Genomic DNA, 15,661 nt, shown 5'->3' on the forward strand with positions numbered 1-15,661 from the left:
TACTTGTAGGCGAGGCCGAAACGTCAGTGCGATAGAGAGACCGGGGTGTATGAGCAGGACGTTCTACGGCGTCCTCGGGGTGGGGCCCGACGCCGCCGACGACGAGATTCGCTCCGCGTATCGTGAGCGCGTCAAAGACCACCACCCGGACGTGAGCGCCGCGCCGGACGCCGCGGACCAGTTCAAGCGGATCACGGCCGCGAAGGAGACCCTCGTCGACGCGACGGAACGAGCCCGGTACGACCGACTGGGCCACGACACCTACGTCAGTTCGCACGCGGACTCGTCGCTGTGGAACGACGCCAGCGACGCGCCCGGCGCGCGGAGTGAAACCGGCGCTCCGGCGGGATCGGACAGTTCGACGACGACGGAGTCTCGGGCTCGGAGTGACCGTTCCCGGGGCGCGGGCCGGGCCTCGACGACTGGCTCGGACCGGTCGACGGCCTCGAGGACCGGGAATCGAACACAGTCGTCGACAGCGACTTCCGAGCGAGATTCGTCCGGTCGGAGCGCCGCCGAGTCCACCGGAGCCACGTCGGTGGATGACGAGGCGAACGGTCCCGGGGCGGCGGGGTCGACGACGGCGTCACAGACCGCGGACGCTTCGACCGCGAGTTCGTCGGCGTCGACCGGTTCCGTGGGCGATTCGCGCACTTCGGAGTCGAAGACCGAGTCCACGGGCGACGACCACTCCTCGTCGTCGGACGGTCCCTCCGGCGACCGGCCATCTGAAGCACGAGCGGGGGCGAAGCGGCGTCGTCGGGACAGGCGGCGGACGCGGAGCGGGGACAGAAGCGGTGAGGCGGCGAGCGGACCGTACGCGCGAACCAGTTTCTGGGACGCCGCGGGGGCGGAGACGTCGTCGGCAAGTCGGTCCGAGCCGATAGTCGACCGGTTCCTCGCGGTCGTTCGGGCACTCGGTCCGTGGATCCTGATCCACCTGCTGTTCCTCTCGCTGGCGGTCGGGACCGGGTGGTACGTGTACGCCGTCGTCCTCCCGCCCGCCGAGCAGTCGCTCCCGCTCCTGTTCGTCCTGGTGGGTGAGATCGGCCTCGCGGTCGTTCTGTCGACGTTGCACATACTCTCGACGATCTACCGATAGCGGTCGCTCGCGCGCTCTGGAGGGGTCTTCTGCTTCAAACCGGCGTTTGTCCTACGGGAAAACCCATTAGGCTCGGCCAATACGGATCGGGTAATGGGTCGTTTGCTGCCGTTCAAGTCGGAGCCGACGCGGACGCCCGACGAGCCGCGGGTCCTCGACCTCGACGACGAGGCGACGGAGGAGGCGCTCTCCGCGCTCTCGTCGGACACGTCCCGGAAGATACTCGCGACGCTGTACGAGGAGCCGAAGACGCCGCCGGAGATCCGCGACGAGGTCGGAACCTCTCTCCAGAACGTCCACTATCACGTCGAGCGACTGGAGGACGCGGAGCTGATCCAGTCGGCCGGCGAGGGGTACTCCGAGAAGGGCACGGAGATGACTATCTACGCGCCCGCCAGCGAGGCGCTCGTCCTGTTCGCCGGTCGCGAGCACCACCGGTCGCGACTCAAGACCGCGCTGACGCGGCTCCTGGGTTCCGTCGGCCTGCTGGCGGTCGCGAGCCTCGCCGTCCGGCGGATCTTCGGCGAGTCCGGTCTGGACCTGGGGGAGTACGGCGTCTCGTTCGGGAGCAGTGCGGCCGACGGTGGCGGCGGCGCCGAACCGCAGGACGCCGACGGTGGAGACGCCGACGCCGGTGCCGGTGGGGGCGACGGCGGTGGCGGGGGAGACGGCAGTGGCGGCGGAGACGGTGGCGACGGTGTTGATATCTCTCAGGAGACGACGGAGACTCCGACGCCCGAGGACGACGTGGGGATCATGGGCGGCGAGAGCGACGGTACCGCGACGCCGACGGCCGAGCCGTCACCGACGCCCGACGCCACGCCGACGGTGACGGCTGACCCGTCTGCGACACCCACTGCCGCGGGGACCCCGTCGCCGACGCCGGCCGGAACTCCGGCACCGACACCGGAGGGAACGCCGTCGCCGACGCCGGCAGGAACCCCGTCGCCGACCGCGACGCAACAGCCCACGCCGACGCCGCAGGCGACGCAGACCCCGACTGCGGTGGCCGCGGACACGCCGATACCCACGGAGGAGCCGACCGCCACCCCGGCCCCCACGGAAGCGCCGTCCGACACTCCGGCACCGAGCGGGATGGAGTCGGGGACTGTCGACGGCGCGACCGAGGTTCCGGCCCAGACCGTGGAGGGCGCCCGACAGCTCTCGGAGAGCGGCGGGGACGGACTCCTGGCCGACCCCGCGGTCGCGTTCTTCCTCGGTGGGCTGTTCATGATACTCGTCGTCACCGCCTGGTGGTACGTCCAGGGGTAGGCGTTCGTGTCGGCCGCGATAGCAAGTCGTATGGGTCAGTCGCGGTAAGAGCGACCCATGAACGTGCGACGTGTGGACGCGCTGGACCCGGCGGAGCGTGCCGCGCTGTTCGACCGCGACGCGGGCGTGGAGGCGGTGCGCGACGACGCCCGGGCGATCGTCGACCGCGTCCGCTCCGAGGGAGACGTGGCGATCCGCGAACTCTCGAGCGAGATCGACGGGGTCGAGGTCGGCAACCTCGACGTGACCGACCAGGTCGAGCGCGCCTACGAGGAGATCGACGACGAGACCCGCCATGCCATCGAGGACGCGGCGGAGAACGTTCGAGCCTTCCACGAGCGCCAGCGCCCGGAAGACTGGACGGACGACTTCGAGGGCCGGACGCTCGGCCGACGCTTCCGGCCGCTCGAGACCGTCGGCGTCTACGCACCCGGGGGGACGGCCGCCTACCCCTCGAGCGTCCTGATGGGCGTCATCCCCGCCGTCGTCGCCGGCGTCGACCACGTCGCCGTCGCGACGCCGCCCGCCGAGGAGATCAACCCTGTGACGCTGGCGGCCATCCACGTCGCCGGCGCGGACGCCGTCTACCAGGTCGGCGGCGCGCAGGCCGTCGCCGCGCTCGCCTACGGCACCGAGACGATAAACGCCGTCCAGAAGGTCGTCGGCCCCGGCAACCAGTGGGTCACCGCCGCGAAGGCGGAGGTCCGCGGCGACGTCGAGATCGACTTCCTCGCCGGGCCGAGCGAAGTGCTCGTCGTCGCCGACGAGACGGCCGACCCCTCGCTGGTCGCCGCGGACCTGGTCGCGCAGGCCGAACACGGCGAGACGAGTTCCGTCGTCGCCGTGAGCGACGACGAAGCGACCGCCGACGCCATCGCGGCCGCGGTCGACGACCACGCGACCGGACGCGAGCGCGAGGAGACGATCCGCGCGGCCCTCGACAGCGACGCGAGCGGCGTCTTCCTCGCTCGCTCGATGAGCGAGGCCGTCCTGTTCGCCGAGGAGTACGCGCCCGAACACCTGTCGATCCAGGCCGACGACGCCGACTCCCTGCTCGACCGGATCCCCAGCGCCGGGAGCGCCTTCCTCGGCCCCTACAGCCCCGTCGCGGCGGGCGACTACGCCACGGGGACCAACCACGTCCTCCCGACGAACGGGAAAGCCCGAGTCACCGGCGGGCTCTCGGTCGACACGTTCCTCCGCTCGACGACGGTCCAGCGCCTCTCCCGCGACGCGCTCGGCGACCTGCGCGAGACGGTCACGACCCTCGCCGACGCCGAGGGACTCGAAGCCCACGCACACAGCGTCGACGCCCGCTTCGAAGACGGCGACGGCGCCGCCGACACGGAGTAACGGCCGACGCCCGGCTCGGTCGCTCTCTCACCGACGCGGGTCGTCAGGTCTTTCTGCGAACCCTCCGTTCGGTCTGGCATGACAGCCGACGCACTCTACCGGCCGGCGGACACGGTCGACGTCTCCGGGATCCAGGACGTCGCGGCAGCGGCCTGGCACGCGGCCTACGACGACATCCTCGGCGAGGACGTGGTCGACGAGATGATGGACGAGTGGTACGAGGACGACGCTATCGTGTCCGGCGTCGAGCACACCGCACAGGACTTCTTCGTCGCGGTCGTCGACGACGAGGTCGTCGGGTACGCCCACGTCGGACCGCACCCACCCCGCCGGGTCCACCAGCTGTATCGCCTCTACGTCCACCCCGACCACTGGCGGGAAGGGATCGCCCGGAACCTCCTCGCGGAGGTCGAACAGGCGCTGTACGACCGGGACGTGAGCGCCTACGAGGCCGAAGTGTTCGTCGAGAACGAGCGCGCCGTCGCCTTCTACGAATCCACGGGGTTCGAGCAGGTCGACGAGACGGAGACCGAATTGAAGGGCGTCACGGCCGCCCAGTACATCTTCCAGAAGCGACTCTGAGGGGTCCCGTCGCCGTCGTGCGGTCCGGTCGCTCGCCAACAGGGTTAACACGTTCGGCACAGAAGTTATGAGCATGAGTTCCACGACGGAGAGCGGACCCGAGCCGGGCGGGGAGGAGATCGCGGTGACGGAGGCGGCCGCCGCGGAGGCGCTCTCGCTGCTCGAAGACGAGGACATGGACACGGACGTGGCCGGACTGCGGCTGTTCGTCCAGCAGGGCGGCTGTGCCGGGCTCTCCTACGGGATGCGCTTCGAGTTCGAGCCCGACGAGGACGACACGGTGTACGAACACCACGGGCTCAGAGTGATCGTCGACCCGGCGAGCATCGACTACGTCGAGGGCTCGGTGCTCGACTTCGAGGGCGGACTGCAGGGCGAGGGGTTCCACGTCCAGAACCCCAACGTGGTCAGCGAGTGCGGCTGCGGCGAGAGCTTCCGCACCTAGTCCTCGAGCTCGAACGCCACCTCGACCTCCGCCTGGTACTCCCTGTTCTGGACGCTCGCTATCTCGACGCCCATCTCCTCGACTTCCACCCAGTAGACGTTCTGGAGCGTCTCCTCGGCGCGCTCGACGGCGTCGTCGACGGCCTCGTCGAAACTCTCGGTACTGGTCCCGATCAGCGTGATTTTCTTGAATACCATCGCGAGCGGAGTGTACGAGCGCCGCACACAAAAGAGTCCGCCGAGTGACAGCCTATCGTCGCCGCTCTCAGGCCGTTCGCCGCTCGAGTCGGTCCTCGATGTACTCGCTCACGCCGTTGAGGTGAGCGGTGCCCCAGGTCGCGACGACGACGGCGCCGAGGGTGTTGAACACCAGGTCCATCAGCGAGTCGGTGAGCCCGTACTGGGTCAGCACGGTGCCGGTCCCGAGCATGGCGGCGACTTCGGCCAGGGTGAACTCGATAATCTCCCAGAAGACGCCGTACGCGAGGACGAACATGAGGATGAAGACGAAGATGAAGCGGGGCGGCAGGTGGGTCTGGTCGGAGTGTTCGTCGATGGCCCGGACGGTGGCGTAGCCGACGCCGGCCACGACCGACGAGGACAGCGCGTGGGTCATGTGGTCCCACCACCAGATAGTCCTGTAGAAGCTCTCTCCGCCCGGGACGCCGATCGTGCCGAAGGCGTGCAGGAAGACGGCGCTCGTGATCCACAGGGTCAGCCCCGCGTCCAGCGGGATGCCGTAGTCGCGTTCGAGTACCGGGACGAGCTGGGCGATGCCGAGCGCGACGCCGGCGTTGACGACGATCGGGATGTTGCGTTTCCAGACGCCGACGAGCAGGACGCCGAACATCACGGCCTCCATCGCCCACGTGATCTGGCGCTGTCGTCGTTCGCTGATACCGAGGTGGTCTCGGATCCTCATGCGAACTCCTCCTCCAGTCGAGTCTCGGGCGTCATCCGACGGTGAATGTATCCCTCGAACAGGACGCCAGCGACGAGACCGGCGATCCCGGAGGCGACGAACTCGACCATGAGCGCGTGCTCTATCGCTCCGCGGTCGACGGTCCCGTCGGCGCCGGGCGCGAGCAGGAGCTCTGTCCCGAGATAGAGGTCCGACCCCCAGCGGGCCAGCGCCCACAGGCCGGCCGCCGCGAGGGTGGTGACGACGACGAACAGGACGGCGAAGCCGACGCTCATCTCGACGTCGGTGAAGAGGTGCAGATTGACGGCCACGAGAAGGGCGAACGCGGCGATAGAGAGGTACGTTGCGACGTCGCTGGTCACCTGAAACCGGGCGACGGCGCGCCCGACGACCGGGAGTCCCGCGAGCAGGACGATCTCCCACGGCGGCATCGCCCTCGGACTGCGCCGGACGAACGCCGGTAGTGCGACCACGATGCCGATCATCGCGGCGAAGGCCGCCCACAGATAGTCGTCCGTCAGGAGGCTCTCTCCGATCACCAGCCAGAGCACACCGACCACGATCCACGCCGCGACCGCGTTGGTCTTGGTGTCCGTCAGCAGTGCGCCGAGATCCCGCTGTGCCATACTACTCCCATCAAAACGACTCCACCACTGAAACGCTATCGGCTCCGGGAGGGCGAACGAGACAGAACGATGAGAGAACGCGTGGCCGTCAGGCCGTCTCGGGGCGACAGGCGACCTCGTAGTCGCCGTCGTCGTCGACGCCCATTATCGCCCACTCGTAGTCCGGCGCGGCGGCTTCGATCCGCTGTTCGAGTTCGGGTACGTCGTCGGCCCACGTGACGAAACACCGGTACTCCCCGGAGTCCGGCGTCTCGTCGAACTCTTCGGCCGGTGTGACGTGCACGACCCGCCACTTCCGCTCGGCGAGGTACTCGCCGCCGCTGTCGGTCATCGTGTATCCGAGGTCCGCGAAAATCGACCGGGCCTTCTCGTCGAGGTGCTTGGTAACAGCCCTCATTCGTCTATCCGTACCACGCCCCTCGGCATAAGCTTTCCTACGGTTCACCGAACTGGACGGTCATGAACGCCACTCATACGCCGGTAGCGCACTCCTACCGCGGTTTACTGGGCGAGATTCGTCGTGGGCCGGCAGAGGAGAAGACGGTGTGGACGGGGTGGATGGCGGGTATGGTTCGGATGGTGCGGACGGGGTGGATGGCGGGTATGGTTCGGATGGTGCGGACGGCGGGGGCGGTGTCGGTCGATACTCTCGGTTACTCGTGGGCGGAGTCCCATTCGTCGGGCTTCTTGAAGTTGCTGCAGTCGTTGCACTTGATCCGTCCCATTGAGTCCATCGCCGTCAGGAACGACTCGCAGTTCCCGCAGTAGAACCCCCACCGGCGCTCCCGGTCCGGGGTCCGGTAGACGACGTAGAAGGGGCCGTCGGACCCGCGCTCGGCGTCGTCCGTGTCGACGTACAGCGTCTCGGCGTCGGGGCCGGTCTTCGTCTCCATACCTGTCCTGTCGGCGAGGCGCCCCTAAACCCTTCCGTCACCGGACCACGTGGGACCGCGGCGCTCCGTCCGCGACCGAAGACGCTATGCGACCGTGGTCGTTCCGATCCGACAGATGCCGCCCCGAGTCCTCCACTATTCGGACCTGGAGAACGCCTACGACACCCCCGAACGGGTCGCGCGCGTCGCCGGTCTCGTCGCCGACCGGCGCGACGCCGACACGCTCGTCGCGGGGTCGGGCGACAACACGGGTCCGGGCGTGCTCTCGCTGGTCACCGACGGTCGCCAGTCGCTCGACTTCTTCGACGCGGTCGACCCGCACGTCGACACCGTCGGTAACCACGACTTCGACCACGGGTTCGACGCGCTCCGGGGAACCGTCGAGGACTCGCCCCAGCAGTGGGTGCTCGCGAACGTGTCGCTCGACGGCGAGTCGTTCGGCGCGAGCAACGGGATCGAACCCAGCACGACCGTCGCCGTCGACGACGCGACGGTCGGCGTCGTCGGCGTGCTCGACCCCGCGACGCCCGACATGACGCCCGGGACCGACGCGCTCGACTTCGAGGACCCCGTCGGCGCGGTCGACCGTGAGAGTCGGCGCCTCCGCGACGACGGCGTCGACCACGTCGTCGCGCTGGCACACACGTCCGACGACGACTCGCGAGCTATCGCCGCCGAGACTGACGTCGACGCCGTACTCGCCGGGCACTCGCACCACCAGCACGCGACCGACGTCGACGGGACGCCGTTCACTCGCCCCGGCGCGACCGGTGAGTACGTCTACGAAGTCGATCTCGGGTCGGGCGAGGTGACGCTCCACGACGCCCAGGAGAGCGAACCGGAGCCCGCTGTCGTCGCGGCGCTGACGGACCGCATCGCGGACGAGGGGTTAGACGAAGTCGTCGCGCACGTATCGGATCCCCTCTCGCGCGACCGCGAGCGGCGACTCGGGGGCGAGTGGCGACTGGGTAACTTCGTCGCCGACGCCTACCGGTGGAAGACCGGCGCCGACGTGGCGCTCCAGAACGGCGGCGGGGTCCGCGAGGGGCCGCCGCTGTCGGGCGAGGTGACCGTGGCCGACCTGATCAGCGTCAGCCCGTTCGAGGAACCGGTGGTCGTCGTCTCGCTCACCGGCGCGGAACTGCGTGCCGTCGTCGACGAGGCCGACGGACAGCGCATCGACGGGCTCAAAGACTACTGGTACGGTCACGTCAGCGGCATGCGCGTCGACGCCGAAGACGGCGGCTACGAGCCGTACGTCGACGGAGAGGCGGTCGACCCCGAGGGAGAGTACACCCTCGCGGTGCCGAACTACCTCCTGCTCACCGATCTGGAGTTCCCGACGCTTACGGAGGACCACGCGGTCGAGACGTACGGCCTGCAGTACGACGTCGTCGTCGAGTACGCCCGCGAGTGCGGCATCGACGCCGCTCTCGAGGGGCGACTCCCGGATTTCGCCGCGCGGGAGTGACTCGATTCCTCTCGTCCGACCAATAGAAAGGTTCAGGCGGGCCCCCCGAGAATCGGTAGCTGATGACGCAGGTCGTCGTCCCAGTACGATATCCGCTCTCGGAGCACTCCCGCGCCACGCTGGCGCGCGCCATCGACATCGCCGACGAGCGCGACGCGCAGTTGACCGTCGTCCACGTCAACCAGTACCAGGACAAGGACCAGGCCACGCGACGCGACCTGAAAGACGCCGTCGAAGGCGAGTTCGGCCCGCTCTCGGACACACGCTACGTCGTCCGAAACGGACTGCTCGTCGAGGAGACGCTGCTCGACGAGATCGTCGCCGAGGACGCGGACATCGTCGTGATCGGGAAGAAACAGGCCGGCCGCTGGCGCCAGATGATCCGCCGACTGGTCGACGACCCCGACGTCGAGACGTTTCTCCGCGACGAACTGGACTGCGACGTTATCACCGCCGAACGCTGATCAGGGCCGCTCTTCGCCGTCTCCCTCTCGGTCGTCGTCGACCGGCCGGTCGCCCGCCCCGGAGGTCCGATCCCCGTCTCCGCGCGGTCCGCCGTCGACTGGTTCGTCCTCGTGAGCGCCGGGAGGACCTCTCGACTCCCCTTCCGGCGGCGCGGAGCGGTCACTTCTGGGATCGGCGCCCCGCGGGCGCTCGCCGACTGCGACCTGCATCTCGCCGCTCGTTTCGTCGAACACGTGGTGCTGGTGGGGGTACGCGATCTCGACTGGTTCGTCGTCGAGCACCGCTTCGAGGGTCGTCTGGATGCGAGACCGGATACGCAGGAGCCAGTAGGGCTCCTCGACCCAGTAGCGCAGTCGCAGGTTGATCCCGTGGTCGCCGAACTCGTCGATGTAACAGGTCGGTCCCGCGGGGTATCGCGCGGCGCCGACCCGGATCGCGGGGCCGCCGCTGACGATCCCGTCCACGTCGCGGGCGGCGTCCTCGACGAGTTCCCGGGCCCGGGACACGTCGCTCTCGTACGTGACCAGCACGTCCAGCGTCTGGCGCGTTCGGGTGTCCTCGGCGGAGTAGTTGACGACGTCGCGCTCGCGCATCGTCCCGTTCGGGATGACCAGGAACGTATTGTCGAGCGTGAATATCTTCGTGTACCGGAGCGTGATGTCCTCGACGAAGCCGCGCCGGTTCCGTTCGGAGAGTTCGATCATGTCCCCGATCTCGTAGGGCTGGTCGGCGAGCAGGAAGACGCCGCTGATGATGCTCCCGACGATCGGCGCGATGATGACACCCACCACGGCGGTGAACACGGCGACGGAGAGGGTGAGGTCGCTGAGGCTGTAGTCGTAGATCCCCATGATCGTCAGGATCGCGAAGATGAAGACCGTCGCTCGCACTCCACGCAGGGCGGTGCGAGTGAGGCTCGGTCGGCGGAACCGTCGAGCGATCCGCCGACCGAGCAACTGGACGAGCAGCTGCGAGACGGCGTAGGCGAGCACGATGACGACGATCACCTGCAGGATCTGGACCACGGGGGTCGGGAGCTCGTTGAACAGCATCCGAACGCCCGACGGCACCCACGTCGACCCCGGGTCGCCGCTCGTCGTCGTCGTCGCTTGCCCGAGGAGTGCCAGCGGTGCCGGCGCCGGGACGACCATGCAGACAGCTACACGGGGCCCGGCAAAAGGATTGTCACCGATCCCGCAGTCTCGAACGGGGCCGGCCTCGACCGACAGCGGCGGAAAACCACTTCAGTCCTGTCGCCCTATCTGGTCTATGGACGAACACGCGAGCGCAGACCCCGACTTCGAGATCCACGAGACGGTCGAGACCGACGCGGACGTGCTGGTCGCCGGATTCTCCGAGTTCGGTCTCGCCGGACTGACCGCCGTCGACTATCTCGTCCAGCAACTCGACCTCGAGCCCCATGGGCACGTCACGACGCCGGATCTGCCGACGATCACCCCCTTCGACGAGGGGACGCCCCGCCACCCGATCCGGCTGTTCTCGAACGACTCCGAGCCACTGGTCGTCCTCATGAGCGAGCTGTTCGTCCCGGTGACGGCCGCACAGTCGTTCAGCGACGCGCTCCTGGACTGGACCGGGGAGAGCGCCGTCGACGACATCGCGGTCCTCTCCGGCGTCCAGGTTCCGCACGTCGAGACCGACCACCGGACGTTCTACGTCGCGACCGAGGACTACCAGCAGGCGCGGCTCTCCGACGCCGACGTCCCGCCGATGTCGAGCGGGTTCACAGACGGCGTGAAGGCGAGCCTGCTCGCTCGCGGGATCGACACGTCGGTTCGGGCGTGCGTCTACGCGACCCCTGCTCACCCACAGGCGCCCGACGCCGAAGCGGCGCTGCGACTCGTCGAGACGGTCGACGACGTGTACGACCTCGGCGTCGACACCGGCCCGATGGAGTCGTTCGCGGCCGACATCGAGCGCCACTACCGGGACCTGGCCGAACGCATGGCACAGGCTCGCGACGTGGAGACGCCGGAAGACAGGATGTACATGTGACTCCCGGCGGGCGGCGTCGGACCGCCGTCAGAACTCGTGGACGCGTTCGTCGGTGATGGCGGCGTCGACGAGTCGGGTCGGCGTGGCGTCGTACGCGGGGTTCTCGACGGCGAAGCCGTCAGCGGGCTCGCGGATGACCTCGCTGGCCGAGCGGTGTTCGTTCTCGAAGGCGAACCCGCCGGTGACGACCTTCGCCTCGGCGCCGACGACGCGGACGGGCACGCCGGCGTCGCTCGCGGTGGCCGCCAGCGGGTAGGTGCCGATGCGGTTGTACAGCGTGTCCTCGACGATGCAGTCCATCCCGACGACGACCTGGTCGCACTCCGGGAGGAAGTGCCCGGCGGCCCCGTCGACGAGGAGGTGCGCGTCGACGCCGTCGAGGTCCGCCAGCGTCCGCACCATCTTTCGACCGAGATACCGGGGGCGCGCTTCCGTGCAGTACACTTCGAGCGACGCGCCGTCGTCCACCGCCCGCTCGATGGCCTCCAGCACGGTCGAGGAGTAGTCGTGGGTCAGCACGGTCGTCCCCTCGTGGAGGTACTCGACCGCGCGTTCGGCGGCGCGCTCCTTGGCCGACTCGACGCGATTGACGACGGACTCGACCACGTCGCGGGTCTCTGTGATCGCCGCGTCGACGGAGTCGGCGTCTGCCTCCTCGACCGACGAGATGATCTCCCGCTGGGTGGTCTGCAGGGAGGCGTGTGAGGGGTTCGCTCGTCGGAGCGCGTGACTGTTCCGCTCCAGCGTTCGGACGTACTCCTCGACGGTCGGGTACTCGCGGTCGGTCAGTGCGAGCAACGCTTCGGCCGCTTTTACCGCGACGACGGACGAACTGTGCGTCTGCATGTCCGCGATCTCCTCGACCGTCTCGTCTATCATACTAGCGTCGTCGCAACTCGGTCTCAAATGCTTTCCCCCTCCCGCTCCGCGGACGACGGCCCGACCCGTGAGCTATCGAATCTGATACTCTCGCCGAAGCTGGTTTACCGCCGGATCGCAGTATCTCCGAGCATACGATGGCAGGTGTCGGCCGGCGCGCACGGTGCGAAGACGAGGGCCACGACCGGTCGGACTCCCCGACACACGACCGGTCGGACTCCCCGACACACGACCGGTCGGGCCCCTCGACCCACGACCGGATGAAGCGCCCGACCCACGAACACCCGGACCGCGGCGTCTCCGAGTTCGCCGGCGTCGCCATCCTCGTCGCGATAACGATCCTGGTCACGGCGTCGGTCGGGCTGTTCGTGCTCGTCGATCCCGGCTCCGAGAGCGCTGGTCCCGACGCCAACTTCACCTTCGACTACGTCGATACCTCGTCGGTCCTCATCGTCTCACACGACCGCGGCGAGTCGTTGACCGCCGGGAACCTCACGCTCAGGAGCGGCGACACGAGGGCCGGCTGGGCGGAGATCGCCAACACCGAGAACTCGACGGTGGTCGAACCCGGCTCGACGATACAGCTGAGCCGCCGCAACGCCTTCGGGCGCCCCGTCTCGCCGCGGGACAAGGTGTTCGTCCTCCACACGCCGCCGGTCGGCAACGAGACGGTGCTGGACAAGTGGGAAGGCTCCGGCGGCTGAGACCGGTTCGGACGGGTCCGGCTACCCCTTGATGTTACACACCGGGAACGTCCGGGCGACGCGGTCGCCGATGCCCAGTGCGTCCGAGACCCGGACGACTTCGTCCACGTCCTTGTAGACGCCGGGCGCCTCCTCGGCGACCGTGGCGCCGCTCTGGGCCTTCACGTAGACGTGGTCCTGCTCGCGCAGGTCGTCCTGCACGTCGCCGCCCCAGAACTCCTGTTTGGCCTGCGTCCGACTCATCAGTCGGCCCGCGCCGTGGGCCGTCGACCCGAACGTCTCCGAGAGCGACTGCTCGCCGCCCCGGAGGACGTAGCTCCCCGCGCCCATGCTCCCCGGGATGATGATCGGCTGGCCCACGTCGCTGTAGGCCGGCGGCAGTTCGGGTCGCCCGGCGGGGAACGCCCGCGTCGCCCCCTTCCGATGGACGAACAGTTCGCGTTCTTCCCCGTCCTCGACCTCGTGGGTCTCCTTCTTCGCGATGTTGTGGGCCACGTCGTACAGCAGGTCCATCTCCATCTCGGTGTGCGAGCGGTCGAACACCTTCTCGAAGACCTGCCGGACCTGGTGCATGATCAGCTGTCGGTTCACCCACGCGAAGTTGATGGCGGCGCACATCGCGCCGTAGTAGTCTTCGGCGAGCTGTGAGCCGGCGGGCGCCGCCGCGAGTTCCTTGTCCGGCAACTGCTGAAGCAGCCCCGCGTGGGTCTGTTCGATCTCGCGGAGGTAGTCCGTACACACCTGGTGGCCCAGCCCGCGCGACCCGCAGTGGATCAGGACGACGATCTGGTCCTCGGAGAGGCCGAACTCCGCGGCCACGTCGTCGCGGTACACGTCCGTCACGCGCTGGACTTCGAGGAAGTGGTTGCCGCTCCCCAGACTCCCGATCTGGTTCTTCCCGCGGTCCTTGGCCTTCTGTGAGACCCGGCTGGGATCGGAGTCCGGCCGGACGCCCTCGTCCTCGCAGTGTTCGAGGTCCTCCGGGACGGCGTAGCCGTTCTCCAGCGCCCACTCCATCCCGCGGTCGAGGATGGCCTCGACGTCGTCGGCGGTCCCCTCGTGGACGCCGCCCCCGCCCAGCCCCGACGGGACGTTCGCGAACAGGGCGTCCACGAGTTCCTCCTCGCGGCCCTGCACGTCGTCGTACGTGAGATTCGTCTTCATCATTCGGACGCCGCAGTTCGAGACGACGAAGCCGTTCGCGACGAAGTTGTGCGCCTCGTGACTGACGCCGATGTCGTACACCTCTTTCCGTCCAGCTGGGTCAATAGCGACGACCTCGTCGGGTATCGCGAGATCGTCCCCGACTTCGACCTGCTCGCAGTATTCCTCGAAACCGGGGAACGCCTTCCCCGGACGAGGCCTGCCGTCACGGCCGCCCCAGATGCTCCGCTCCACGAAACGGCCGTTGATGTCGTACTCCGCCTTGATATCGCCGGGTTCACTCCCGCCGTCCGCGAGCGTCTGTGCCTCCGACGCGATCTCCTCTCTGCGTTCGATCTCTCGCTCCTTCGTACGGAGATACTGGATCGCTTTCACCGAGCGCCGCCGCTTCTTTTGATTGTATCGGTATCCAACCTGACTGAAGAATCGTAGCAGATTCTTCGAATCGTTCTTCACGCCGAGTCGAAGCCGAACCGTGTCGTGCTTGCTGTTCGAGTCGGTTTCGAACCGTTCGATCTCGTTCGTCTCGATTCCGAGACTGCCGAGGAACTCACGCATGTCGTCGTAGAACTGGAAGCCGTCCTCTGCCGTCCCGACCGTTCTCGTTTGTGAGACCTTCGGGCAGTAGAGGTTTTTATCGTGCTGAGCTGACGGCTCGTTCATCTCGGCACCGAAGTATGCACTGTAGAACAGTGCGCGCTGCCAGTCGGTGAGCCTGTCGAGGAATTCGGGCGACGAGTAGCCGGATTCGACTTTCGGGCCCTCCGGTGCCCCGAGCGCTACGAGCAGTCGCCGGAACGCTTTCGATGTCGTCTTGAAACTGTACTCCGTCCGCTCGAACTCGTTCCCGTTGACCTCGTGACTCCGGTCGCGCTCGTAAATCTTGGACGGCTTGAAACCGACCTCCCGAACGTCGCTCCGGACTGCTTTGAGGTCCTCGGGCTCGGCGTAGAACCAGACCTGTCCAGGCCCGCCGTAGGAACCGTCACCGAGGAAGAACCCGAGTATCTTCAGCAGGTGGTTGAACTCGTCGTCCGTCGAGGACAGCGGCAACACGTCGCGGTCTTCGAGGACTCTGACGAGTTGCGGGTTCTCGTCTTCGAAATCTTCCTTCGTCAGTACCGTGAACTCCGAAGGCTCCTCGTGGTCGATACCTTCGAAAGGCTGGACTCTGACTTCGTCTCCGGTGGAGAGGTCGTCCAACTCTGTCATCCCTTCGGGCGTACGGAACGGATGATCTCCCGTCGCTTCGATGCGATGACCAGTCGCCGTCTCGACTTCGTACACTGGCTTCTCCTCGGATTGTGTAAACAGACGGATATCAGACGGGACCAGATCGTCACCGTCTGCGACCATCGCTTGCTCCTCCTCGAAACGCCCCTCTAGATTCCGGAGTTCCGTGCGCCGTCCGAACGACAGCCGAACCTCCGTGCCACCCGGCAAGCAGTTGATGTCGTAGCCGACCGCTCCGGGCGAAATACAGCCGTTTTCGGTATCGATGCCGGCGACGCCGCCGACGGGGAAGCCGTACCCCTGGTGGCCGTCGGGCATACAGACGGCGTACTTACGAACGCCGGGGAGGTGCGTCGCGTTCTTCAGTTGCTGGAGCGTCTTGTCGTCGCTGATCTCGTCGAGCAGGTCCTCGCTCGCGAGCACGCGCGCCGGTCGGTTCATCCCGCCCTCCTGTGGAATCTCCCAGACGTAGTCCCTGACTTTCTCCAGGGTGATGCCGTCCGCGTCGTACGTGGTCATACCCGAGTGTCCGCCC

General features: G+C 67.7%; 17 protein-coding genes. 9 read left to right on the forward strand and 8 right to left on the reverse strand.

What is annotated here, in order from left to right; genetic code table 11:
- Positions 1-49: 49 nt before the first annotated feature.
- The 5 genes from D1409_RS25145 (at position 50) to D1409_RS03360 (ending at position 4,754) form a co-directional block, all read left to right on the forward strand.
- A complete protein-coding gene (locus D1409_RS25145; protein ID WP_206424960.1) occupies positions 50-1,102 on the forward strand; it encodes a J domain-containing protein in 1,053 nt (350 codons plus the stop codon).
- Positions 1,103-1,195: 93 nt separating this feature from the next.
- The gene (locus tag D1409_RS03345; RefSeq protein ID WP_123534004.1) at positions 1,196-2,374 is read left to right on the forward strand and encodes an ArsR/SmtB family transcription factor; all 1,179 of its coding nucleotides are present in this window, start codon (positions 1,196-1,198) and stop codon (positions 2,372-2,374) included.
- Between the two features lie 57 nt (positions 2,375-2,431).
- Positions 2,432-3,727 carry a histidinol dehydrogenase gene (gene hisD / locus D1409_RS03350; protein WP_123534006.1) on the forward strand — a complete coding sequence of 432 codons (1,296 nt, stop codon included), beginning with the start codon at positions 2,432-2,434 and terminating at the stop codon, positions 3,725-3,727.
- Between the two features lie 78 nt (positions 3,728-3,805).
- The gene (locus D1409_RS03355) at positions 3,806-4,309 is read left to right on the forward strand and encodes a GNAT family N-acetyltransferase (RefSeq protein ID WP_123534008.1); all 504 of its coding nucleotides are present in this window, start codon (positions 3,806-3,808) and stop codon (positions 4,307-4,309) included.
- Positions 4,310-4,382: 73 nt separating this feature from the next.
- Positions 4,383-4,754 carry a HesB/IscA family protein gene (locus D1409_RS03360; RefSeq protein ID WP_123534010.1) on the forward strand — a complete coding sequence of 124 codons (372 nt, stop codon included), beginning with the start codon at positions 4,383-4,385 and terminating at the stop codon, positions 4,752-4,754.
- On the opposite strand, the gene D1409_RS03365 is transcribed toward D1409_RS03360, so the two are convergent.
- The 5 genes from D1409_RS03365 to D1409_RS03390 all read right to left on the reverse strand — a co-directional run bounded on the left by D1409_RS03365 (position 4,751) and on the right by D1409_RS03390 (position 7,194).
- On the reverse strand, positions 4,751-4,951 hold the full coding sequence (locus D1409_RS03365; RefSeq protein ID WP_123534012.1) for a dodecin: 201 nt from the start codon (positions 4,949-4,951) through the stop codon (positions 4,751-4,753). The genes D1409_RS03360 and D1409_RS03365 overlap by 4 nt on opposite strands.
- Before the next feature lie 67 nt (positions 4,952-5,018).
- Positions 5,019-5,675, reverse strand: coding sequence for a hypothetical protein (locus D1409_RS03370; protein ID WP_123534014.1), 657 nt, complete (start codon positions 5,673-5,675; stop codon positions 5,019-5,021).
- On the reverse strand, positions 5,672-6,301 hold the full coding sequence (locus D1409_RS03375; protein ID WP_123534016.1) for a hypothetical protein: 630 nt from the start codon (positions 6,299-6,301) through the stop codon (positions 5,672-5,674). The genes D1409_RS03370 and D1409_RS03375 overlap by 4 nt, the downstream gene beginning before the upstream one ends.
- Positions 6,302-6,389: 88 nt before the next feature.
- On the reverse strand, positions 6,390-6,698 hold the full coding sequence (locus D1409_RS03380; RefSeq protein ID WP_123534018.1) for a DUF7116 family protein: 309 nt from the start codon (positions 6,696-6,698) through the stop codon (positions 6,390-6,392).
- Between the two features lie 256 nt (positions 6,699-6,954).
- The gene (locus tag D1409_RS03390) at positions 6,955-7,194 is read right to left on the reverse strand and encodes a DUF5816 domain-containing protein (protein WP_123534020.1); all 240 of its coding nucleotides are present in this window, start codon (positions 7,192-7,194) and stop codon (positions 6,955-6,957) included.
- A gap of 115 nt (positions 7,195-7,309) precedes the next feature.
- Between D1409_RS03390 and D1409_RS03395 the strand changes: the two genes are divergently transcribed.
- Both D1409_RS03395 and D1409_RS03400 read left to right on the forward strand, forming a co-directional pair.
- On the forward strand, positions 7,310-8,665 hold the full coding sequence (locus D1409_RS03395) for a bifunctional metallophosphatase/5'-nucleotidase (protein ID WP_123534022.1): 1,356 nt from the start codon (positions 7,310-7,312) through the stop codon (positions 8,663-8,665).
- 62 nt (positions 8,666-8,727) lie between these two features.
- Positions 8,728-9,129 (forward strand): universal stress protein, encoded by a 402-nt coding sequence (locus D1409_RS03400; protein WP_123534024.1) that lies wholly within the window; start codon positions 8,728-8,730, stop codon positions 9,127-9,129.
- Here the strand turns inward: D1409_RS03400 and D1409_RS03405 are convergent, their stop codons facing one another.
- Positions 9,130-10,281 carry a mechanosensitive ion channel family protein gene (locus D1409_RS03405; protein ID WP_123534026.1) on the reverse strand — a complete coding sequence of 384 codons (1,152 nt, stop codon included), beginning with the start codon at positions 10,279-10,281 and terminating at the stop codon, positions 9,130-9,132. It abuts the gene before it with no gap.
- A 118-nt stretch (positions 10,282-10,399) separates the two neighbouring features.
- Between D1409_RS03405 and D1409_RS03410 the strand changes: the two genes are divergently transcribed.
- On the forward strand, positions 10,400-11,146 hold the full coding sequence (locus D1409_RS03410) for a proteasome assembly chaperone family protein (protein WP_123534028.1): 747 nt from the start codon (positions 10,400-10,402) through the stop codon (positions 11,144-11,146).
- 27 nt (positions 11,147-11,173) lie between these two features.
- Here D1409_RS03410 and D1409_RS03415 read toward each other — a convergent pair whose 3' ends face one another.
- Positions 11,174-12,025 carry a translation initiation factor eIF-2B gene (locus D1409_RS03415; protein ID WP_123534030.1) on the reverse strand — a complete coding sequence of 284 codons (852 nt, stop codon included), beginning with the start codon at positions 12,023-12,025 and terminating at the stop codon, positions 11,174-11,176.
- A 137-nt stretch (positions 12,026-12,162) separates the two neighbouring features.
- On the opposite strand from D1409_RS03415, the gene D1409_RS03420 reads away from it, so the two are divergent.
- Positions 12,163-12,729, forward strand: a complete 567-nt coding sequence (locus D1409_RS03420; RefSeq protein ID WP_123534032.1) for a type IV pilin — start codon at positions 12,163-12,165, stop codon at positions 12,727-12,729.
- Between the two features lie 21 nt (positions 12,730-12,750).
- On the opposite strand, the gene D1409_RS03425 is transcribed toward D1409_RS03420, so the two are convergent.
- Complete coding sequence (locus D1409_RS03425; RefSeq protein WP_123534035.1) at positions 12,751-15,645, reverse strand: RtcB family protein; 2,895 nt, start codon at positions 15,643-15,645, stop codon at positions 12,751-12,753.
- Positions 15,646-15,661 lie beyond the last annotated feature (16 nt).

Source organism: Halosimplex salinum (assembly GCF_003730195.1).
Taxonomy (GTDB): Archaea; Halobacteriota; Halobacteria; order Halobacteriales; family Haloarculaceae; genus Halosimplex; species Halosimplex salinum.

Bases quoted from the DNA above. Each gene is read 5' to 3' on its own strand.
- hisD (WP_123534006.1), top strand. From the start codon at position 2,432: ATGAACGTGCGACGTGTGGACGCGCTGGACCCGGCGGAGCGTGCCGCG.
- D1409_RS03405 (WP_123534026.1), bottom strand. From the start codon at position 10,281: ATGGTCGTCCCGGCGCCGGCACCGCTGGCACTCCTCGGGCAAGCGACG.
- D1409_RS03425 (WP_123534035.1), bottom strand. From the start codon at position 15,645: ATGACCACGTACGACGCGGACGGCATCACCCTGGAGAAAGTCAGGGAC.
- D1409_RS03390 (WP_123534020.1), bottom strand. From the start codon at position 7,194: ATGGAGACGAAGACCGGCCCCGACGCCGAGACGCTGTACGTCGACACG.
- D1409_RS03395 (WP_123534022.1), top strand. From the start codon at position 7,310: ATGCCGCCCCGAGTCCTCCACTATTCGGACCTGGAGAACGCCTACGAC.
- D1409_RS03420 (WP_123534032.1), top strand. From the start codon at position 12,163: ATGGCAGGTGTCGGCCGGCGCGCACGGTGCGAAGACGAGGGCCACGAC.
- D1409_RS03360 (WP_123534010.1), top strand. From the start codon at position 4,383: ATGAGTTCCACGACGGAGAGCGGACCCGAGCCGGGCGGGGAGGAGATC.
- D1409_RS25145 (WP_206424960.1), top strand. From the start codon at position 50: ATGAGCAGGACGTTCTACGGCGTCCTCGGGGTGGGGCCCGACGCCGCC.
- D1409_RS03410 (WP_123534028.1), top strand. From the start codon at position 10,400: ATGGACGAACACGCGAGCGCAGACCCCGACTTCGAGATCCACGAGACG.
- D1409_RS03415 (WP_123534030.1), bottom strand. From the start codon at position 12,025: ATGATAGACGAGACGGTCGAGGAGATCGCGGACATGCAGACGCACAGT.
- D1409_RS03380 (WP_123534018.1), bottom strand. From the start codon at position 6,698: ATGAGGGCTGTTACCAAGCACCTCGACGAGAAGGCCCGGTCGATTTTC.
- D1409_RS03370 (WP_123534014.1), bottom strand. From the start codon at position 5,675: ATGAGGATCCGAGACCACCTCGGTATCAGCGAACGACGACAGCGCCAG.
- D1409_RS03365 (WP_123534012.1), bottom strand. From the start codon at position 4,951: ATGGTATTCAAGAAAATCACGCTGATCGGGACCAGTACCGAGAGTTTC.
- D1409_RS03355 (WP_123534008.1), top strand. From the start codon at position 3,806: ATGACAGCCGACGCACTCTACCGGCCGGCGGACACGGTCGACGTCTCC.
- D1409_RS03345 (WP_123534004.1), top strand. From the start codon at position 1,196: ATGGGTCGTTTGCTGCCGTTCAAGTCGGAGCCGACGCGGACGCCCGAC.
- D1409_RS03400 (WP_123534024.1), top strand. From the start codon at position 8,728: ATGACGCAGGTCGTCGTCCCAGTACGATATCCGCTCTCGGAGCACTCC.
- D1409_RS03375 (WP_123534016.1), bottom strand. From the start codon at position 6,301: ATGGCACAGCGGGATCTCGGCGCACTGCTGACGGACACCAAGACCAAC.